Raw genomic sequence first — 18,293 nt, forward strand, 5'->3', positions numbered from 1 at the left:
CGTGACCAGGCTCGGGTAGTAACCTAGGTTGTAAAAGGTCGCCTAGGCAGTTACCCGAAAATTTCTGTGCATGATCTTTTGCTGTCCCTAAGGCATCGTCGAGCGAGCACAGCGGGCAGCGATAGCACAACGACCGGCAATCGAGCCCTCAGTTACCCCCGATTAATGACGATAGAGGTCCACATCGACCAGTCCACAGTGGTGGTTCGCATTCGGAAATAATGCAGGTGGCGGCAGACTCTGAAAGGTGTCGGCAGACGACAGGCAGGCAAGATCCACGAACTTCGGGTTCAGAAGTCAGGCTCTTGGGTTGGGGACGCCGTCATGACGATGCCCGACGACCGTGCGTCGGTACCCGGCCTGAACCGACGTGATCCAGTTCGGAGCCTGCTTGTCGGAGGTGTTCGCTAGCTTGCCTCCAGCGGATGTGGTGATCGGCTCAGGGGAGTGGTGTCATGGGGAGTGGTCTGTACGTCGAGCGGGCAGAGGGGTTGCTGAACCCTGCTCGGGTGTACTCGCGTAATGAGGTGCTCGTGCGGGACTCCCCGATCCCGAAGCGGCCCGGTGTCTACGCCTGGTACTTCGAGGAGGTTCCGCCCGGGGTGCCGACCGACGGGTGCCGTGTCACCGATGCCGGGACGCTGCTCTACGTCGGCATTGCCCCTAAGGCGCCGCCGGCGAACGGAAAGGCTGCCAGTCAGCGGGGCCTGTATGCACGGGTGCGCGAGCACTTCCGCAGCAACGCCGAAGGGTCCACCCTGCGGTTGACGCTGGGTTGCCACCTCGCCGAACGGCTGGGCATCCAGCTTCGTCGGGTAGGCAGCGGCAAGCGGTTGACCTTCACCCCCGCCGGGGAAGCGAAGCTGAGCGAGTGGATGGGTGTCCACGCCCGTGTGGCCTTCATCGCCGAGGACGAGCCGTGGAAGCTGGAGCACAGCCTTATCAACGGCGAAGTGCTTCCTCTGAACCTCATGGACAACGCCCACAACCCGTACTACCCAACGCTCAAGGCACTCCGCGCACAGCACAAAGCCGCCGCGCGGAACCTTCCGATCTTCTCCTGATCGGCTCCGCGATGGATGCTGCGGCACGTGGACCGTGGGTGACGTTGCTGCTGGCGGCTCCGGAAGGAGACGTCATGCCGCACCCACGGAACCTGTACGGAACAACATGTCGCGTTCCACATCGGGCGACGGTTGAAGCGCAGGTCAGGGGCCTGATGTGGTGGTGCCGTCAGATCCTGCGGAAGGACCTGCGGGCGCGGGAGGTTCGGTGATCGGGTGACCGGTTGGCGCAGGTGAGCCGGACCACGGCTGACCTGCGCCACTGTGGTGGTCGGTGTGATCGGCTGGTTCCGGTGCTCGGTCAGCTCGCAGGCACGTGTGGAGTGGCGTGCCGTTCGATGCCGGCTATTCGGAAGATCGAATGCGGTCTGCGCGCTCGATGAGCTGTTGTGCCTCTTCACCGCGCCCAAGGCTTTGCAGTGTCACCGCGAGGTTGTTCAGGCGGATGGCGATGATGGGGTGGTCGGGTTCGTAGGTGGTTTCGGTGATGGCTAGTGCTCGTTCGAGCAGGGGTTGGGCGTCTTCGGGGCGGCCGAGGGCACTCAACGTGAAGCCGAGGTTGTTCAGGCTGGTGGCGACTTCGGGGTGGTTGGGCCCGTAGGCGGTTTCGGCGATGGTCAGTGCGCGTTCGTAGAGGGGTTGGGCATCGCCGGGGTGGCCGAGGTCGCTCAACGCGAGGCCGAGGTTGTTCAGGTCGATGGCGACTTCGGGGTGGTCGGGTCCGTAGGTGGCTTCGGTGATGGTCAGCGCGCGTTCGAGCAGGGGTTGGGCGTCTTCGGGGCGGCCGAGGTCGCGCAATGTGAGGCCGAGGCTGCTCAGGTCGATGGCGACTTCGGGGTGGTCGGGTCCGTAGGCGGCTTCGGCGATGGCCAGCGCGCGTTCGAGCAGGGGCTGGGCATCGCCGGGGCGGCCGAGGTCGCGCAATGCGAGGCCGAGGTTGTTCAGGACGGTGGCGACTTCGGGGTGGTCGGGTCCGTAGGTGGCTTCGGCGATGGCCAGCGCGCGCTGGTACAGGGGTTGGGCGTCGGCGGGGCGGCCGTGGGTTTGGAGGTAGGTGGCGGCGCGGTCGAGGAGCCACGCGGTGTGCTCGGTGGTGATAGGTGGGGTGGCCGTGCTGTCCTCGTGCACGGTCAAGACGTGGGGTAGGAGTGCTCGCCAGCGCGGCCAGTTCTCCGGTGCGGCGATGATGTTGCCGGGCAGATCGGCAGCGAGCAGTCGCTGGACCACCGGCGCCGGGGACGTGAGAGCCGGTGTCACCGTGGTGGTGCGGGCGCGCAGGGATTGTTGGAGCAGTCGGTGGGCGGTGGTCACCTCGTCGCCGGAGCGCCGGACCAGGAACCAGCCGACCAGTGCGCCGACCGTCTCGGCGAACCGCACTGGATCTGCGGCGACCTCGGCCAGCGGTTCGGGCAGGACCTCCGGGTGGGTGGTGAACAGGTCCAGGGGGACGGGTTCGGGGGCCAGCCAGGCCAGCAGGTCGAGCAGTTGTGCCGCCGCCCGGTCCTGCTCGACCACGGCGGTCAGCGACAGGTCCCACAGGGTCGCCAGCGTTTCCTCACGGCCGGCGACCCGACCTCGGCCGATCATCTCGGCGGTGCGCGTGCGCAGCAGGTCCAGGTAGGCGTCGGCCGGGAGTTCGGTGGCCTCCAGGTAGGCCGACGCCTGCTCCAGTGCCAGGGGCAGGTCACCCAGCCACTCGGCCAGCGCGTTCGCCACGTCGTCGGCCACCTCGGGGACGCGGCGTTGCAGCAGTGCCACGCTCTCCGCGCGGTCCAGCACGTCCACGTCGAGCACCGGACCGAGCGACCGGAACCCGTTGCGCCTGGTGGTGACCAGCACCCACCCGCCCCTGGACGGCACGTAGGGCCGCAGGGCGTCGACGTCCTCGGCGTTGTCGAACACCAGCAGCCAGCGCTGACGTCCCCGCAGTTCCGCCAAGACCCTCGCGGTCGGGTCGGCGGCGCCGTCCACGCCCAGCGCGGCACCCAGCTCGGCCAGGTGGTCCGGGATCAGGGAGGGCTGCTCGGCGGGGATCCACCACACCACGTCGAAGTCGGCGGCGCAGCGGTGGACGTGCTCGATCGCGAGTTGCGACTTGCCCACCCCGCCCAGGCCCCGCAGCGAGTGCACCGCCACCGTGCCCGGTGACCGCATCGCCTCCCTCAGCCGCGACAGCGACCCGACACGACCGGTGAAGTTCGGGTTCCGCGCCGGCACGTTCCACACGTCCGGCAACGAGCCGGGGAACCGGGGCGCCCGCGCCACCGCCCGCGTGCGGCCCGGGAAGCCGGGGGCGGTGGCGGGCTTCAACCGGCCCTCGACGGCGCCCTTCACCACCCGCAGCAGCCGGGCACGGGCGTCTTCCGGCGGAAGGTCGAACAGGTCCTCCGACACCACCGACCCCAACAGGCCCGGTCGGTCGCAGTCCTCCACCCGCAGCACCAGCAGCTTGCGCTCGGCGCCCAGCGGGTCGTCGCGCCACGCGGCCTGCCACTCGGCCGCACCGTAAGTCGACCCCGCGTAAGCCGTCGACAGGACCGCGATGGTGCGTTCCGCCTTCCGCACGCCCTCCTGCATGGTGGCGACCCAGTTGCTGCCCGGCACGATGTCCCACGCCTGGACCAGCACCCGGTGACCGGCCTCCTCCAACTCCCACGCGACCCACTCGGCCCACTGCCGGTCGTCCTGCGCGTAGGAGACGAAGAAGTCCCACCCGTCCGCCACGGACACCACCCCTCGCACCGCGTACCCCGTCACATCGTGCCCGCCCGACCCCCGGTTACGGCCCCGATCGCGGTGTCAGCCGGTCGGCGCGTTCGGACAGCGGCGCGGCTTCGGCGGGCAGGCCCATGTCGCGCAGGACGGCGGCGAGGGTGCGCAGGCGGGTGGCGACAGCGGGGTGGTCGGGGCCGTGGACGGCTTCGGTGACAGCCACCGCGCGTTCGAGGAGGTCGCGGGCCTCGGCGTGCTGCCCCAGGTCGCCCAGCAGGGAGCCGAGGTTGTTCAGGCGGGCGGCGACGACGGGGTGGGCGGGGCCGTAGGTGGCGGTGTCGATGGCCAGTGCGCGTTCCAGCAGGGCGCGGGCCCCGGTCGGGTCGCCCAGGGCCAGGGTGGTCAGGCCGAGGTTGCTCAGCCGGATCGCCACCTCGGGGTGGTCCGGGCCGGACGTGGCTTCCTGGGCGGCCACGGCTCGTTCCAGCACGACCTTGGCCTCCTCGGTCCGGCCGACGCCGTGCAGGGCCAGGCCCAGGTTGTTCAGGCTGGTGGCGACGGCCGGGTGGTCGGCGGGGTAGTGCGCCCGGTCGATGGTCAGGGCGCGTTCCAGCAGCGGCAGGGCGTCGGCGGCGCGGTCGGAGTCGATCAGCGCCAGGCCCAGGATGTTCAGCACGTTCGCCACGTCCGGGTGGTCCGGGCCGTACAGCCGCTCGTTGGTGGCCAGCGCGCGTTCGAGCAGTTCCCTGGCCTCGCCGTGCCGACCCAGCCGGCGCAGCACGAGACCGAGGTTGTTCAGCTCGACCGCGACGCTCGCGTGGTCGGGGCCGTGCTCCGCCTCGGTCATGGCCAGCGCCCGCCGGAACAGCGGCAGCGCCTCGTCCAGGCGGCCCTGGGTCTGCAGGTAGGTGGCGGCGCGGTCGAGCAGCCACGCGGTGCGGTCCGGCGCGCCGATCACGGCGGCGGTGACGTCGTCGCACACCGCCAGCACGTGGGCGAGCAGGGTCCGCCACCGCGGCCAGTTCTCCGGCGCGCCCGCGATCCGGGCGGGCAGGTCGGCCGCGAGCAGTTCGTGCGCCGACGTCGCCGCCGCCCGGTCGACGTGCCGGGCGCGCAGCGACTCCCGGAGCAGCCGGTGGGCGATGGTGATCTCGTCGTCGGCGCGCCGCACCAGGAACCGGTCGACCAGCACGCCGACGGTGTCGGCCAGCGCCAGCGGGTCGGTGACGACGTCCGCCAGCGGCGGCGGCAACCGGGTGGGGTTCCCGGTGAGCAGGTCCAGCGGCACCGGTTCGGGGGCCAGCCACGCCAGCAGGTGGAGCACCCGGGTCGCCGCCGGGTCCCGCTCCGCGGCGGCGGCCAGCGACAGGTCCCACAGCGTCGCCAGGGTCTCGTCCCGGCCGGCCACCCGGCCGCGGCCGATCACCTCGGCGATCCGGGTGCGGACCAGGTCCAGGTACGCCGTGATCGGCAGGCCGGTGGTGTCCAGGTACGCCGACGCCTGCTCGATCGCCAGCGGCAGGTCGCCGAGCAGCCCGGCCAGCTCGTCGGCCCGGTCGTCGGTGATCGGCGGCACGCGGCGGCGCAGCAGCGCCACGCTCTCCGCCCGGTCCAGCACGTCCACGTCCAGCACCGCGCCCAACGCCCGGAAGCCGCTGCGCCGGGTGGTGACGAGCACGCGGCCGTCACCGGCGGGCACGTGCTCGCGCAACCGGGCGGGGTCCTCGGCGTTGTCGAACACCAGCAGCCAGCGCCGGCGCGCCCGCAGGTCCGCCAGCACGGCCGCCACCAGCGCGGTCTGGTCGGCGCCGCCGATCCCCAGCTCGTGCCCGAGCCGGGCCAGGTGGTCGGGGACCAGCGCGGGCTGCTCCGCCGGCACCCACCAGACGACGTCGAAGTCGTGCGCGAACCGGTGCGCGTACTCGATCACCAGCTCGGACTTGCCGACGCCGCCGAGCCCGTGCAGCGAGTGCACGGTCACCGCCCCGGACCCGCGCACCGCCGCGCGCAGCCGGGTCAGCGACTCGGCCCGACCGGTGAAGTTCGGGTTGCGCGGCGGCACGTTCCACACCGCGGGCAGCGCGCCGGGGAACCGCGGCGGGCGGCCGGGGAAGCCGGGCGGGTCGGCGGGCTTGAGCCGCCCGCCCACCGCGCCGCGCACGACGCGCCGCAGCCGTTCCCGCGCGATCGCCTCGTCCACGCCGAACAGGTCCGCCGACACCACCGAGCCCAGCAACCCGGGCCGCTCGCACTCGTCCAGCCGCAGCACGACCAGCCCGCGGTCCGCGCCCGCCGGGTCGTCGCGCCACGCCGCCTGCCACTCGGCGGCGCGGTGCGCGGAGCCGAGGTAGGCCGTCGACAGCAGCGCGACGGTCCGCCGCGCGCCGCGCACGCCGTCCTGCGCCTGACCGACCCAGTTCGCGCCGGGCACCGCGTCCCACGCCCGCACCAGCACCCGGTGGCCGCCCGCCTCCAGCTCCCAGGCCACCCACTCGGCCCACGCCCGGTCGGCCTCGCTGTGGGAGACGAAGAAGTCCCACTCCGCCACCGGTCACCCCCTCGCCGCACGTGCTCCCGATCCCATCGTTCCCCCACCGGACCGCACTACCACCCGATGGTGTTGACCTCGGCTACTGACCGAGCCGGACCGGTCACGCTCCACAACCATGTCGGGTACAAATCTGGATCACACATCGGAGAACACGCGCATGCGCATCCTCGGAAAGCTGGCCGCCGCGGCCGGCGTCACCGCCGTCATCCTGCTCGCCTCACCGGCCGCCAACGCCGCGCCGGTCGACGCGAAGGCGCTGCCCGGCCTCGGCCCGGTGCAGGGCATCGTGAGCCAGGTCCTCGGCGGCCTCACGGGCGGCCTGGGCGGCGGCAGCGGTCTGGGTGGCGGCGGCGGCCTGGGCAACCTGGGCGGCTGACCCGGCTTCGGGCCGGGCCCCGCTGGAGGGCCCGGCCCGGCCGGTCGGGCTGCACCGATAAAGATCACAGTGACCACGGGCGTGAGGCCGTCGGGCGCATCTGGCAGGCTGACGCCCATGGCTGTCGGAACCCTGGTGCTGCTCCGCCACGGCGAGAGCGTCTGGAACGCGGAGAACCTGTTCACCGGTTGGGTGGACGTCCCCCTCTCGGAGAAGGGTGTGAACGAGGCGAAGCGCGGCGGCACGCTGCTGCGCGAAGCGGGTGTGCTGCCCGACGTGGTGCACACGTCGTTGCTGCGGCGGGCCATCGGCACGGCCAACCTCGCCCTCGACGCCGCCGACCGGCACTGGATCCCGGTGCGCCGGGACTGGCGGCTCAACGAGCGGCACTACGGCGCGCTCCAGGGCAAGAACAAGAAGCAGACGCTGGAGGAGTTCGGCGAGGAGCAGTTCATGCTCTGGCGCCGCTCCTACGACACCCCGCCGCCGCCGATCGCGCCCGGCGCCGAGTTCAGCCAGGACGGCGACCCGCGCTACGCCGACCTCGGTCCCGACCTGCCGCTCACCGAGTGCCTGCTCGACGTGGTCAAGCGGATGGTCCCGTACTGGGAGTCGGCGATCGTGCCGGACCTGCGCACGGGCCGGACGGTCCTCGTCGCCGCGCACGGCAACTCGCTGCGCGCCCTGGTCAAGCACCTCGACGGCGTGTCGGACGAGGCCATCGCGGGCCTGAACATCCCCACCGGCATCCCGCTGCGCTACGACCTGGACGACGAGCTGCGCCCGGTCAAGCCGGGCGGCGAGTACCTGGACCCGGACGCGGCGGCCGACGCGATCAAGGCCGTGGCCAACCAGGGCCGCTAGACCGGGCACAGCGGTCGGCTCCACCACCGGACGGCGGCACGTGCGCAGGGGATACCCGGCGCGCGTGCCGCCGTTTCGTCCTCTGCCCGTCACCCGGGGGAGGACCCGGCTTCCCCCGCTCTGCACCTGTCCGAACAGGACCCGACTCAATTGGACACGATTGGGTGAACTCCGGTCGTCCGCTGGGAAAACATCCACCCAGGAGGGTGTCGCAGGTGTCACGAACCACGCCCGAGGACTAGGCCGCACCCGCCCTGACCTGCTTACGATGCGTTCGTGACCGCAACGGGTTACCTCGTCCTGACGATCGCCGCTCTGCTGATCGGCGGCGGCGCGTTCCTCGCCGGGCGGACCACCGCCCGTGCCCGCGAGACGCGCCCCAAGGGCCTCACCGTCGCCGACCTGATGGCGATGGTCGTCCACTCGTCGCCGGACGGCATCGTCGTCCTCAACGGCTTCGGCGACGTGGTGCTGCACAACGCCCGCGCCGAGGAGCTGGGGGTGGTGCGCAACAACCGGGTGGACGACCGGGCCAGGCAGGCCGCCGAGATGGCCCGCCGCGGCGGCGGGGTGGTGTCGGTGGACCTGTCCTCGCTGGAGGTCATCAAGGGCCGCCAGCCGCAGGCCGTGCACGCGTCGGTCAAGGTGCTGGTCGAGGGCTTCGTCGTGGTCGACGCCACCGACGAGTCCGAGTCCGTCCGGCTGGAGGCGACCCGGCGCGACTTCGTGGCCAACGTCAGCCACGAGCTGAAGACGCCGGTCGGCGCGCTCGCGCTGCTGGCCGAGGCGGTGCTGGACGCGGCGGACGACCAGGTGGAGGTCCGCCGGTTCAGCGCCAAGATCATGCAGGAGGCGACCCGGCTGGGCACGCTGGTCACCGAGCTGATCGCGCTGTCCCGGTTGCAGGGCGCGGAGAAGCTGCCGGAGCTGAGCCGGGTCGAGGTCGACGTGGTGGTGGACGAGGCCATGGGCCGGTCCAGGCTGGTCGCCGAGTCGGCCGACATCCAGGTCACCACCGACGAGCCCAGCGGGCTGGAGGTCGAGGGCGACCGGACGCTGCTGGTCACCGCGTTGAGCAACCTGCTGGAGAACGCGGTCGCGTACTCGCCGCCCGGCAGCCCGGTGTCGGTCAGCCGCAAGCTGGTCGACGGGTTCGTGGAGATCGCCGTCACCGACCGCGGCATCGGCATCGCCGAGGACCAGCAGACCCGCGTGTTCGAGCGCTTCTACCGGGTGGACAAGGCCAGGTCCCGCGCCACCGGCGGCACCGGCCTCGGCCTGGCCATCGTCAAGCACGTCGCCAACAACCACGGCGGCGAGGTGAAGCTGTGGAGCCTGCCGGGCACCGGCTCCACCTTCACCCTGCGCGTCCCGGCCCACCCGGACCAGGACGACACCACCGACCTGTCCAAGCAGGAGCTGGCCAGACCCGTGCCGAGCGGCGCGGGCGGCAACCACGGAGGAGAGCTGTGACCAGGGTGCTCATCGTGGAGGACGAGGAGTCCTTCGCCGATCCGCTCGCCTTCCTGCTGCGCAAGGAGGGCTTCACCGCGGCGCTCGCGGCCACCGGCCAGGAGGCGCTGGAGGAGTTCGACCGCAACGGCGCCGACATCGTGCTGCTCGACCTGATGCTGCCCGGCATGAGCGGCACCGACGTGTGCAAGCAGCTGCGCGCCCGCTCCGCCGTGCCGGTGATCATGGTGACCGCGCGGGACAGCGAGATCGACAAGGTCGTCGGCCTGGAGCTGGGCGCGGACGACTACGTCACCAAGCCGTACTCGGCGCGGGAGCTGATCGCCCGCATCCGCGCGGTGCTGCGCCGCGGCGGCGAGGCCGAGGAGCTGTTGCCGCAGGTCCTGGAGGCGGGGCCGGTCCGGATGGACGTCGAGCGGCACGTCGTGACGGTGGCCGGGGCCGAGGTGAGCCTCCCGCTCAAGGAGTTCGACCTCCTGGAGTACCTGCTGCGCAACGTCGGCCGGGTGTTGACCCGCGGCCAACTGATCGACCGGGTGTGGGGCGCGGACTACGTCGGGGACACCAAAACCCTGGACGTGCACGTCAAACGCCTGCGCTCGAAGATCGAGCCCGACCCGGCGGCGCCCCGCTACCTGGTGACCGTGCGCGGACTGGGATACAAGTTCGAATCCTGATCATCCCGACCAGGTACGGTGCACCGCGTGCGCCTAGGGGTGCTTGATGTCGGGTCGAACACCGTCCACCTCTTGGTGGTGGACGCTCATCGTGGTGCCCACCCGACGCCGATGAGTTCGGAGAAGTCCGTGCTGCGCCTCGCGGAGCAGCTGGACGGCTCCGGCACGCTCGGGCGGGAAGGCGCGGACCAGCTGGTCCGCGCCGTCGCCGCGGCCAAGGCGGCGGCGACGCGGCTCGGCTGCGAGGACCTGCTGGCGTTCGCGACGTCCGCGGTGCGCGAGGCGGGCAACTCGGCCGACGTGCTGGAGCGGGTGCGCGCCGAGACCGGCGTGGACCTCCAGGTGCTCAGCGGCGAGGACGAGGCGCGGTACACGTTCCTCGCGGTGCGCCGCTGGTACGGCTGGTCCGCGGGCCGGTTGCTGTGCCTGGACATCGGCGGCGGGTCGCTGGAGCTGGCGGTCGGCGTCGACGAGGAGCCGGAGGAGGCGTTCTCGGTGCCGCTCGGCGCGGGCCGGTTGACCCGCACCCGGTTCCGCAACGACCCGCCGAGCCGGGCCGAGGTGCGCGAAACGGCCGAGTGGCTGGCCGAGCAGTTGTCACCGGTCGCGAAGAAGATCCGCCGAGTGGGGGCACCCGACCGGGTGGTCGCGACCTCGAAGACGTTCCGGACGCTGGCCCGGCTGACCGGCGCCGCGCCGTCGTCGGCCGGACCGCGGGCGCGGCGCGTGCTCACCGACTCCGGCCTGCGGCAACTCATCGCGTTCGTCTCCCGGATGTCCGCGGCCGACCTCGCCGAGCTGGAGGGCGTGAGCGCGAGCCGGGCGCACCAGCTGGTGGCGGGCGCCCTGGTGGCGGAGGCCACCATGAGAGCGCTGTCACTCGGCGAACTGGAGATTTGCCCCTGGGCGCTGCGGGAAGGTGTCATCCTGCGCCGACTGGACCACACTAATGGCTCGGACCTGGACACCCCGCCGGGCCGCACCCGCCGGACGGGTGACACTGGACGGACTGGCCGCCACGGGGCACGGTGGAGTTGATGAGTCGAGAGAGCGAGTCGGAGCAGACCCAGCGCACCGTCGCGGAGTTGCTCGCCCAGTACGGCGCGGGCTCCGGCGAGGTGTCGCCGCGTCGGCGACGGCGCCGGGCCGAAGAGACCTCGGACACGGCTCCGCAGGCCATCATCGACCGGGTCAACTCCGACAGCGGCCGGCTGAGGGCGATCCAGGACGAGCCGGAGCCGCCCGCCGCGCCGCTGCCACCCGCGCCGCCGCTGCCGCAGCGCGGTCGGCCCGTGGAGGCCGAGCGCACCGCCTACCAACCGCCGGTCGCGCCGCCGCTGCCGCCGTCCCCGCCGCCGGCCCGCCCGGAGCCGCCCGCCTCCCGACTGGAACCGCCGGCCTCGCGGTTGGAACCGCCCGCCTCCCGGTTGGAACCGCCCGCCTCCCGGTTGGAACCGCCGGCGTCCCGGCTGGAGCCACCCGCCTCGCGGCTCGAACCGCCGAAGAAGGTCGAGACCGGCCGCAGGCGCGCGCCCGAGGTCGACCCGGCTGAGGAGACCAGGGTCGTCCCGCCGATCGTGGCCGACTACCAGGGCGAACCGGCCCGGTCCGCCCCGCCGAAACCGCCGGAGCCGGCGCGCTCCAACCTGGTCCGGCCCGCGCCGCCGCCCGGCGCGCCGCCGGTGCCGCCGCCGGTGCGCGAGCCGGTGACCGAGGTGATGCCGCGGATCACCGACAAGCTCAAGCCGAACGTGCCGCTGGAGTCGTTGCCGACCGAGTCGGTGCTGATCGTGCCGCCCGCGCCGCGCAGGCTGCCCGACCCGCTGCCGGACCAGACCGCCGAGGACTGGTTCGGCGACGACGACGAGCCGGAAGAGGCCGCCGAGCAGGAGAGCACCCAGTTCCACCCGTACGTCGACCTCGACGAGGAGGACGAGGACGACTACCCGGGGCGCGACTTCAAGCGCCGCGACTTGGACGACGACGAGCCCGCCGGGCTGGCCGACGTCGAGGACGACGACGAGGAGCCCGTCGACCGGTCCGCGGGCAAGGAGTGGCTGGTCATGATCGGCCAGCTCGCCGTCGGCGTGGTCGGCGGCGCGGCGCTGTGGCTCGGCTTCAACTTCCTGTGGCGCACCGCCGCGCCCGCGGCGCTGGTGGTGGCGCTGGCCGTGACCGTCGGCCTGGTGATGATGGTCCGCAAGATCCGCCGCGCGGACGACCTCCAGACCACCGTGCTGGCCGTGCTGGTCGGGTTGATCGTGACGGTGTCGCCGGCGGCGATGCTGCTGGTGAAGTCTTGATCCCGGTCGGCCTGTCCACCGCGGCCGTCTGGCCGCAACCCGCCGGCGCGGCGTTCGAGGCGGCGGCCCGGCTGGGTTACGACGGCGTCGAGGTCATGGTGTGGGCCGACCCGGTCAGCCAGGACGTGCCGGCGCTGGGCCGGCTGTCCGAGCGGCACTCGATGCCGGTGCTGGCCGTGCACGCGCCGTGCCTGCTGATCAGCCAGCGGGTGTGGTCGCCGGACCCGGCGGAACGGCTGCGGCGCAGCGTCGGCGCGGCCGGTGACCTGGGCGCGCGGACGGTCGTGCTGCACCCGCCGTTCCTGTGGCAGAAGCGGTACGCGGAGGGGTTCGCCGAGCTGGTCTCGTCGCTGGAGGACGAGAGCGGGGTGGCGATCGCGGTGGAGAACATGTTCCCGGTGCGGCGGCCGCTGGGCCGGGGGCGGTCGGTGCAGGTGACGGCGTTCCGACCGTCGATCGACCCGACCGACGTCGGGCACCGCAACTACACGCTGGACCTGTCGCACGCGTCGGCCGCGCACCAGGACGTGATGGAGCTGGCCAAGCGCATGGGCGACGGGCTGACCCACGTGCACCTGGCGGACGGGTCCGGGCTGCCGAAGGACGAGCACCTGGTGCCCGGTCGCGGCACGCAGCCGTGCGGCGAGCTGCTGCACCACCTGACCCGCACCGGCTTCACCGGCCAGGTCGTGCTGGAGGTCAACACCCGCCGCGCCCGCACCGCCGCCGAGCGCTCCGAGCTGCTGGCCGAATCCCTCCTCTTCGCCCGCCTCCACCTCTGACCCCGCGCGCACGTCCCACCCCTCGAACGCGAGAGTCCTACGTTCGGGACGCGAGAGTCCTACGTCCAGGACCCCTGAATTCAACGCTCAGCGGCTAGGGTCTTGATCGTGAACCCGGTGCGCTCGTTGATCCTCGCCGCCGCGGGCAACGACGCGGTGCGCCGGGTCGTCGCGACGGCGCCCGTCAGCCGTGACGTGGTGCGCCGCTTCGTGGCCGGCGAGACCGCCGCCGACGCGGTCGACGCGGCCGGCCGGCTGATCGGCGACGGCCTGCGCGTCACCCTCGACCACCTCCCCGAGGGCCCCGCCGACCGCCCCGCCGCCGAACGGGCCGTGCGCACCCACCTGGCGCTGCTCGACCAGCTGCACGACGTCGGCCTCACGCCGGACACGCAGGTCAGCGTGCGGCCGTCCACCATCGGCCTGGCCGTGGACGAGACGCTGGCGCTGGACAACGCCTCCCGCATCTGCGCCGCCGCCGAGCAGGCGGGCACCACCGCCGTCCTCGACGTCGAGGACCACGCCGCCACCGACGCCACCCTGCGCCTGCTCGCCGAACTGCGCCGCCACTGGCCGGAGGTGGGCGTGGTGCTCCAAGCGCGCCTGCGCCGCACTCTGGACGACTGCCGCGCCCTCGGGGACACCCGCGTCCTGCTGCACGAGGGCGCCGCGCCACCGCCCGCCGACCGGCACGAGGCCGACCTCGACTACGTGCGCTGCGCCAACGCCCTGCTGGCCGGCTCCGGCCACCCCGTGTTCGCCACCCACGACCCGCGCCTGATCGAGATCATCGGGGAACGCGCCCGCTGGCACGGCCGGTCGGTCGAGGACTTCGAGTTCCAGCTGCCGCACGGCGTCCGGACCGCCGAGCAGCGGCACCTCGCGGCGGAGGGCCACGTGGTGCGCGTCCACGTGCCGTTCGGCCGGCAGTGGCACGGGTACCTGGCGCGCCGGCTCGCCGAACGGCCGGCCGACGTCGCGTTCGTCCTGCGCTCGCTGGTCACCCGCTCGTGAGGAGCCCCGTGTCCTTCTCGGTAGCCAGTGCGGTCCGCCCCCTGGGCGACGGCACGTACACCGCGTCCCTGCCCGCCGAGTGGACCATCGGTCCCAAGCCGCACGGCGGGTTCCTGCTGGCCCTGGTGGCGCGGGCGGCGGTGGACAGCGCGCGGGCGGCCGTGCCCGGCGCCGACGACCTCGCGCCGCTGGCCGTCAGCACGCAGTTCCTGCGCGCGCCGGAGGTCGGTCCGGTGCTGGTGCGGACGCACGTGCGCAAGGCCGGCCGGACGGCGACCGTGGTGACGTCGACGCTGGAGCAGCGCGGGCGCAGCTGCGTCGAGGCGGTGGTGACGGTCGGCCGGATGCCCACCGCCGCGCCGGACTACGCCGACCTGCCGGAGATGCCCGCCGCGCCGCCCGCGGACGCGATCGACCTGGCGACCACGGGTTCCGGCGGCGTGTACAAGCTCGGCGCGGTGTGCGACGTGCGGCTGGACCAGCGGGGCGCCGGGTTCCTGACCGGGCGGGTGGGCGATCCGCTGGTGCTGCGGCTGTGGGTGCGCCCGCTCGGCGAGCGGCCGGACCCGTACTTCGCGCTGGTCGCCGGGGACGTCTCGATGCCGGTGACGTTCAACCTGGGCCGGTTCGGGTGGTCGCCGACCGTGCAGCTGACGGCGTTGCTGCGGGCGAACCCGGCGCCGGGGTGGCTGCGCGTGCGGGTGTCGTGCAGCGCGGTGCACGGGCAGTGGTTCGACGAGGACGCCGTGGTGATCGACTCCGCCGGGCGGCTGGTGTGCCAGGCGCGGCAGCTCGCGCTGACGCCCGCGACGTGACCTGAGCGTTGAACTCAGGGGTCCTGAACGTTGGACTCTCGCGTTCCGAAGGTTGGACTCTCGGGTTCTGGGCGTTGGGCTCTCGTGAGGGGGCGCGTGGCAGGCTGGTGGCCATGACGACGATCGCCGTGCTGGGAGCGGGCAAGATCGGTGAGGCGCTGCTGTCCGGGTTGTTGCAGGGCGGGCGCCGGGCCGACGAGCTGGTGTTCACCGAGAAGCACCCGGACCGGGCCGCCGCGCTGACCGAGCGGTACGGGGTGCGCGGCCTGGACGTGCCGGACGCCGCGCAGCGGGCCGACGTGCTCGTGGTCGCGGTCAAGCCGCAGGACATCGAACCGCTGCTGGACGAGCTGGCGCCGGTGCTCAAGCCCGGCACGCTGGTCGTCTCGCTGTGCGCGGGCCTGCCGACGTCGCTGTACGAGCGCAGGCTGCCCGACCACACCCCCGTCGTCCGGGTGATGCCGAACACCCCGATGCTCGTCGGCGAGGCCATGAGCGCCATCTCGGCGGGCCGGTACGCCACCGACGAGCACCTGAACCTGGTCGAGGAGCTGCTGACCACCGTCGGCCAGGTGGCCCGCGTCCCGGAGAGCCAGCAGGACGCCGTCACCGCGCTGTCCGGCTCCGGCCCCGCCTACTTCTTCTACCTGGTCGAGGCCATGATCGACGCGGGCATCCTGCTCGGCATCCCGCGCGACCTGGCCGGCCGGCTCATCATCCAGTCGGCGGTCGGCGCGGCCACCATGCTGAACGAGGGCGACCAGCACCCGGTCATCCTGCGCGAGGCCGTCACGTCGCCCGCGGGCACCACCATCATGGCCATCCGCGAGCTGGAGAAGCACGGCGTGCGCGCGGCCCTGCTGGCGGCCATCGAGGCGGCTCGCGACCGTTCGGTGGAACTGGGACGGGACCACCAGGCGGACTGATACCGCCATTGGCCGTCGCACCAGTCCCACCCGTCCCGTTACCCTCAGAGCAGCACGTGCGTGTCGAACCGTCGGTGGGGAAGCCGACGGCACGACGCGTGTCGAAGGACGCGGTGATCCATGCCAGCGGAGGAGAAGTCGCTCGGTCAAGTCAGGTTCATGACGGTTGCCGAGGTCGCGCTGATGATGCGCGTGTCGAAGATGACGGTGTACCGCCTGGTCCACTCCGGTGAGCTGACGGCGGTGCGCGTGGGCAAGTCGTTCAGGGTGCCGGAGAAGGCGGTGCACGAGTACCTGCGCAACGCCTACTTCGACGCCGGGTGAGGGTCGGTGCGGGCGGGCGGGTAAACTCATAGGCCGTTCGTGCCTGGTGTCGGCGCGCCCACTTGACGGGTGTCTCCACCGGCGCGTGGAGACCACCCGACGTCTAGTAGTGAAGGAACCCGCATGGGCTCGGTCATCAAGAAGCGCCGCAAGCGCATGTCGAAGAAGAAGCACCGCAAGCTGCTGCGCAAGACGCGGGTCCAGCGCAGGAAGCGCGGCAAGTAACCCCAGCGGGTTCGCGCACCGCCAGTCCCCGGCGACAGCCGCGGGGCTGGCGGTGCCCTCGTCTGCGGGGCGGTGCGGGTCCGGTTCCGACTAGCATCGGGCGGGTCGCCCCACCCGCACCAGGGAGTCGCATGGCGCCCAAGGTCGTCCTCGTCACCGGTTCCAGCCGCTACCTCGGCGGCCACCTCGCCGCGCGCTTCGCGGCGAACCCGGACGTCGAACGGGTGCTCGGGGTGGACACCGAGCCGCCGTCGCGGGACCTGCGGCGCCGGATGGGCCGCGCCGAGTTCGTCCGCGCGGACATCCGCAACCCGCTCATCGCCAAGGTCATCGCCACCGCGCAGGTCGACACGGTCGTGCACGCGTCGCTGACCGCGAACCCGGCCGGGCCGGCCGGTCGCACGGCGATGAAGGAGATGAACGTCATCGGCACGATGCAGCTGCTGGCCGCGTGCCAGAAGTCGCCGCACGTGCGCAAGCTGGTGGTGAAGTCGACCAGCGCGGTGTACGGGTCCAGCTCGCGCGACCCGGCGGTGTTCACCGAGGACATGGGCCCGAAGGACCTGCCGTCCAGCGGTTACGCCAAGGACGCGGTCGAGGTCGAGGGCTACGTGCGCGGCTTCGCCCGGCGCAGGCCCGACGTGGACGTCACCGCGCTGCGGTTCACCAACTTCATCGGGCCGCGCATCGACACGGTCCTGACCAGGTACTTCGCCCTGCCCGTGGTGCCGACGGTGCTGGGTTACGACGCCAGGGTGCAGCTGCTGCACTCCGAGGACGCGCTGGCGGTGCTGGAGCGGGCGACGCTGCACGACCTGCCCGGCGTGTACAACGTGGGCGGCGACGGCGTGCTCATGCTGTCGCAGGCCATCCGCCGGGCCGGCCGGATCAGCCTGCCGGTGCCGAGCGGCGCCGCGCCCCTGATGGGCCGGTTCTTCCGCGGCGCCCGGCTGGTGGACTTCTCGCCGGACCAGATGAGGTTCCTGAACTGGGGCCGCGTGGTGGACACGACGCTGCTGAAGCGCGAGTTCGGCTTCACCCCGCGGTGGACCACCCAGCAGGCGTTCGACGACTACGTGAGCGGGCGCGCGCTGCGTCCGCTCATCGACCCGGAGCTGGTGACGTCGGTCGAGCGGGGCGTGCTCGACCTGGCGGCCAGGTTCCGCTAGCCGCGCGCCGGCGGACCGGGCGACCCAACGGAGGAGGTGGACACGTGGCGGAGGCGCGGGTGATCCCGCTGCACGGTGCGGACCGACGGCACGGCGCGGCACGGGCGAGGGCCGAGGCGCCGGCTCCGCCGCCCGAGCCCCCGGTCCGGCCCGTCGAGGAGGCGGCGTCCGAGGGGTGGGAGCGGCGCCTGGCGGAGCTGCTGGCGTTCGCCCGCCGGCGCGTCCAGGGCGACTACGAGGTGGACGAGTTCGGCTTCGACCCGGACCTCACCGACAACCTGCTGATGCCGCCGCTCAGGCCGCTGTACGAGAAGTGGTTCCGGGTCGAGGCGATCGGCATGCACAACGTGCCGGGCGAGGGCGGCGCGCTGATCGTCGCCAACCACTCCGGCACCCTGCCGCTGGACGCGACGATGACGGCGTTCGCGATGCGCGCGGACCACCCGAAGCACCGGCACCTGCGGATGCTGGGCGCGGACCTGGTGTTCAAGACGCCGGTGCTGGGCGCGATCGCCCGCAAGTCGGGGCAGACGCTGGCGTGCAACCCGGACGCGGAGCGGCTGCTGACGTCGGGCGAGCTGGTCGGCGTGTGGCCCGAGGGGTTCAAGGGCATCGGCAAGCCGTTCAAGGACCGGTACAAGCTGCAGCGGTTCGGCCGGGGCGGGTTCGTCTCGGCGGCGCTGAACACCGGCGTGCCGATCATCCCGTGCTCGATCGTGGGCGCCGAGGAGATCTACCCCAAGATCGGCGACATCAAGGCGCTGGCCAGGCTGTTCGGCTTCCCCTACTTCCCGGTGACGCCGTTCTTCCCGCTGCTGGGGCCGCTGGGCGCGATCCCGCTGCCGTCGAAGTGGTACATCGAGTTCGGCGAGCCGATCCGGACCGACGGCTACGGCGAGCACGCGGCGGACGACCCGATGCTGGTGTTCAACCTGACCGACCAGGTGCGCGAGACGATCCAGCAGACCCTCTACCGGCTGCTCACCCAGCGCCGGAACGTGTTCCTGGGCTGACCGGC

17 protein-coding genes are annotated in these 18,293 nt (G+C 72.5%); 15 read left to right on the top strand and 2 right to left on the bottom strand.

Annotated elements, in window-relative coordinates; genetic code table 11:
* The first annotated feature begins 455 nt into the window (after positions 1-455).
* A complete protein-coding gene (locus AB0F89_RS09250) occupies positions 456-1,064 on the top strand; it encodes a GIY-YIG nuclease family protein (RefSeq protein WP_367134557.1) in 609 nt (202 codons plus the stop codon).
* Positions 1,065-1,409: 345 nt separating this feature from the next.
* Here AB0F89_RS09250 and fxsT (AB0F89_RS09255) read toward each other — a convergent pair whose 3' ends face one another.
* On the bottom strand, positions 1,410-3,788 hold the full coding sequence (fxsT, locus tag AB0F89_RS09255) for an FxSxx-COOH system tetratricopeptide repeat protein (protein WP_367134559.1): 2,379 nt from the start codon (positions 3,786-3,788) through the stop codon (positions 1,410-1,412).
* A 55-nt stretch (positions 3,789-3,843) separates the two neighbouring features.
* The gene (gene fxsT / locus AB0F89_RS09260; protein ID WP_367134561.1) at positions 3,844-6,324 is read right to left on the bottom strand and encodes an FxSxx-COOH system tetratricopeptide repeat protein; all 2,481 of its coding nucleotides are present in this window, start codon (positions 6,322-6,324) and stop codon (positions 3,844-3,846) included.
* Positions 6,325-6,484: 160 nt separating this feature from the next.
* Between fxsT (AB0F89_RS09260) and AB0F89_RS09265 the strand changes: the two genes are divergently transcribed.
* The 14 genes from AB0F89_RS09265 (at position 6,485) to AB0F89_RS09330 (ending at position 18,288) form a co-directional block, all read left to right on the top strand.
* Positions 6,485-6,703: a hypothetical protein gene (locus tag AB0F89_RS09265; protein ID WP_367134563.1), complete on the top strand. Its 219-nt coding sequence runs from the start codon at positions 6,485-6,487 to the stop codon at positions 6,701-6,703.
* Positions 6,704-6,820: 117 nt separating this feature from the next.
* On the top strand, positions 6,821-7,567 hold the full coding sequence (locus AB0F89_RS09270) for a phosphoglyceromutase (RefSeq protein ID WP_367134564.1): 747 nt from the start codon (positions 6,821-6,823) through the stop codon (positions 7,565-7,567).
* Positions 7,568-7,843: 276 nt separating this feature from the next.
* Positions 7,844-9,040, top strand: a complete 1,197-nt coding sequence (locus AB0F89_RS09275; protein ID WP_367134566.1) for a sensor histidine kinase — start codon at positions 7,844-7,846, stop codon at positions 9,038-9,040.
* Positions 9,037-9,717, top strand: a complete 681-nt coding sequence (locus AB0F89_RS09280) for a response regulator (RefSeq protein ID WP_367134568.1) — start codon at positions 9,037-9,039, stop codon at positions 9,715-9,717. The genes AB0F89_RS09275 and AB0F89_RS09280 overlap by 4 nt, the downstream gene beginning before the upstream one ends.
* Before the next feature lie 27 nt (positions 9,718-9,744).
* On the top strand, positions 9,745-10,755 hold the full coding sequence (locus AB0F89_RS09285; protein WP_367134570.1) for a hypothetical protein: 1,011 nt from the start codon (positions 9,745-9,747) through the stop codon (positions 10,753-10,755).
* A complete protein-coding gene (locus AB0F89_RS09290) occupies positions 10,755-12,020 on the top strand; it encodes a hypothetical protein (RefSeq protein WP_367134572.1) in 1,266 nt (421 codons plus the stop codon). Before AB0F89_RS09285 ends, AB0F89_RS09290 begins: the two co-directional genes overlap by 1 nt.
* A complete protein-coding gene (locus tag AB0F89_RS09295) occupies positions 12,017-12,802 on the top strand; it encodes a sugar phosphate isomerase/epimerase family protein (RefSeq protein WP_367134574.1) in 786 nt (261 codons plus the stop codon). Before AB0F89_RS09290 ends, AB0F89_RS09295 begins: the two co-directional genes overlap by 4 nt.
* Positions 12,803-12,910: 108 nt before the next feature.
* Complete coding sequence (locus AB0F89_RS09300; protein ID WP_367134576.1) at positions 12,911-13,816, top strand: proline dehydrogenase family protein; 906 nt, start codon at positions 12,911-12,913, stop codon at positions 13,814-13,816.
* An 8-nt stretch (positions 13,817-13,824) separates the two neighbouring features.
* Positions 13,825-14,631, top strand: a complete 807-nt coding sequence (locus tag AB0F89_RS09305; protein ID WP_367134578.1) for a thioesterase family protein — start codon at positions 13,825-13,827, stop codon at positions 14,629-14,631.
* Positions 14,632-14,744: 113 nt separating this feature from the next.
* A complete protein-coding gene (gene proC / locus AB0F89_RS09310) occupies positions 14,745-15,557 on the top strand; it encodes a pyrroline-5-carboxylate reductase (protein ID WP_367134580.1) in 813 nt (270 codons plus the stop codon).
* A gap of 120 nt (positions 15,558-15,677) precedes the next feature.
* Positions 15,678-15,881, top strand: a complete 204-nt coding sequence (locus tag AB0F89_RS09315) for a helix-turn-helix domain-containing protein (protein WP_053722699.1) — start codon at positions 15,678-15,680, stop codon at positions 15,879-15,881.
* A 123-nt stretch (positions 15,882-16,004) separates the two neighbouring features.
* On the top strand, positions 16,005-16,106 hold the full coding sequence (locus tag AB0F89_RS09320; protein WP_015105422.1) for an AURKAIP1/COX24 domain-containing protein: 102 nt from the start codon (positions 16,005-16,007) through the stop codon (positions 16,104-16,106).
* 131 nt (positions 16,107-16,237) lie between these two features.
* Positions 16,238-17,275 (top strand): NAD-dependent epimerase/dehydratase family protein, encoded by a 1,038-nt coding sequence (locus AB0F89_RS09325; protein WP_367134582.1) that lies wholly within the window; start codon positions 16,238-16,240, stop codon positions 17,273-17,275.
* Positions 17,276-17,319: 44 nt separating this feature from the next.
* On the top strand, positions 17,320-18,288 hold the full coding sequence (locus AB0F89_RS09330; protein ID WP_367134584.1) for a lysophospholipid acyltransferase family protein: 969 nt from the start codon (positions 17,320-17,322) through the stop codon (positions 18,286-18,288).
* Positions 18,289-18,293 lie beyond the last annotated feature (5 nt).

The sequence above is a fragment of the Saccharothrix sp. HUAS TT1 genome, from assembly GCF_040744945.1.
Taxonomy (GTDB): Bacteria; Actinomycetota; Actinomycetes; order Mycobacteriales; family Pseudonocardiaceae; genus Actinosynnema.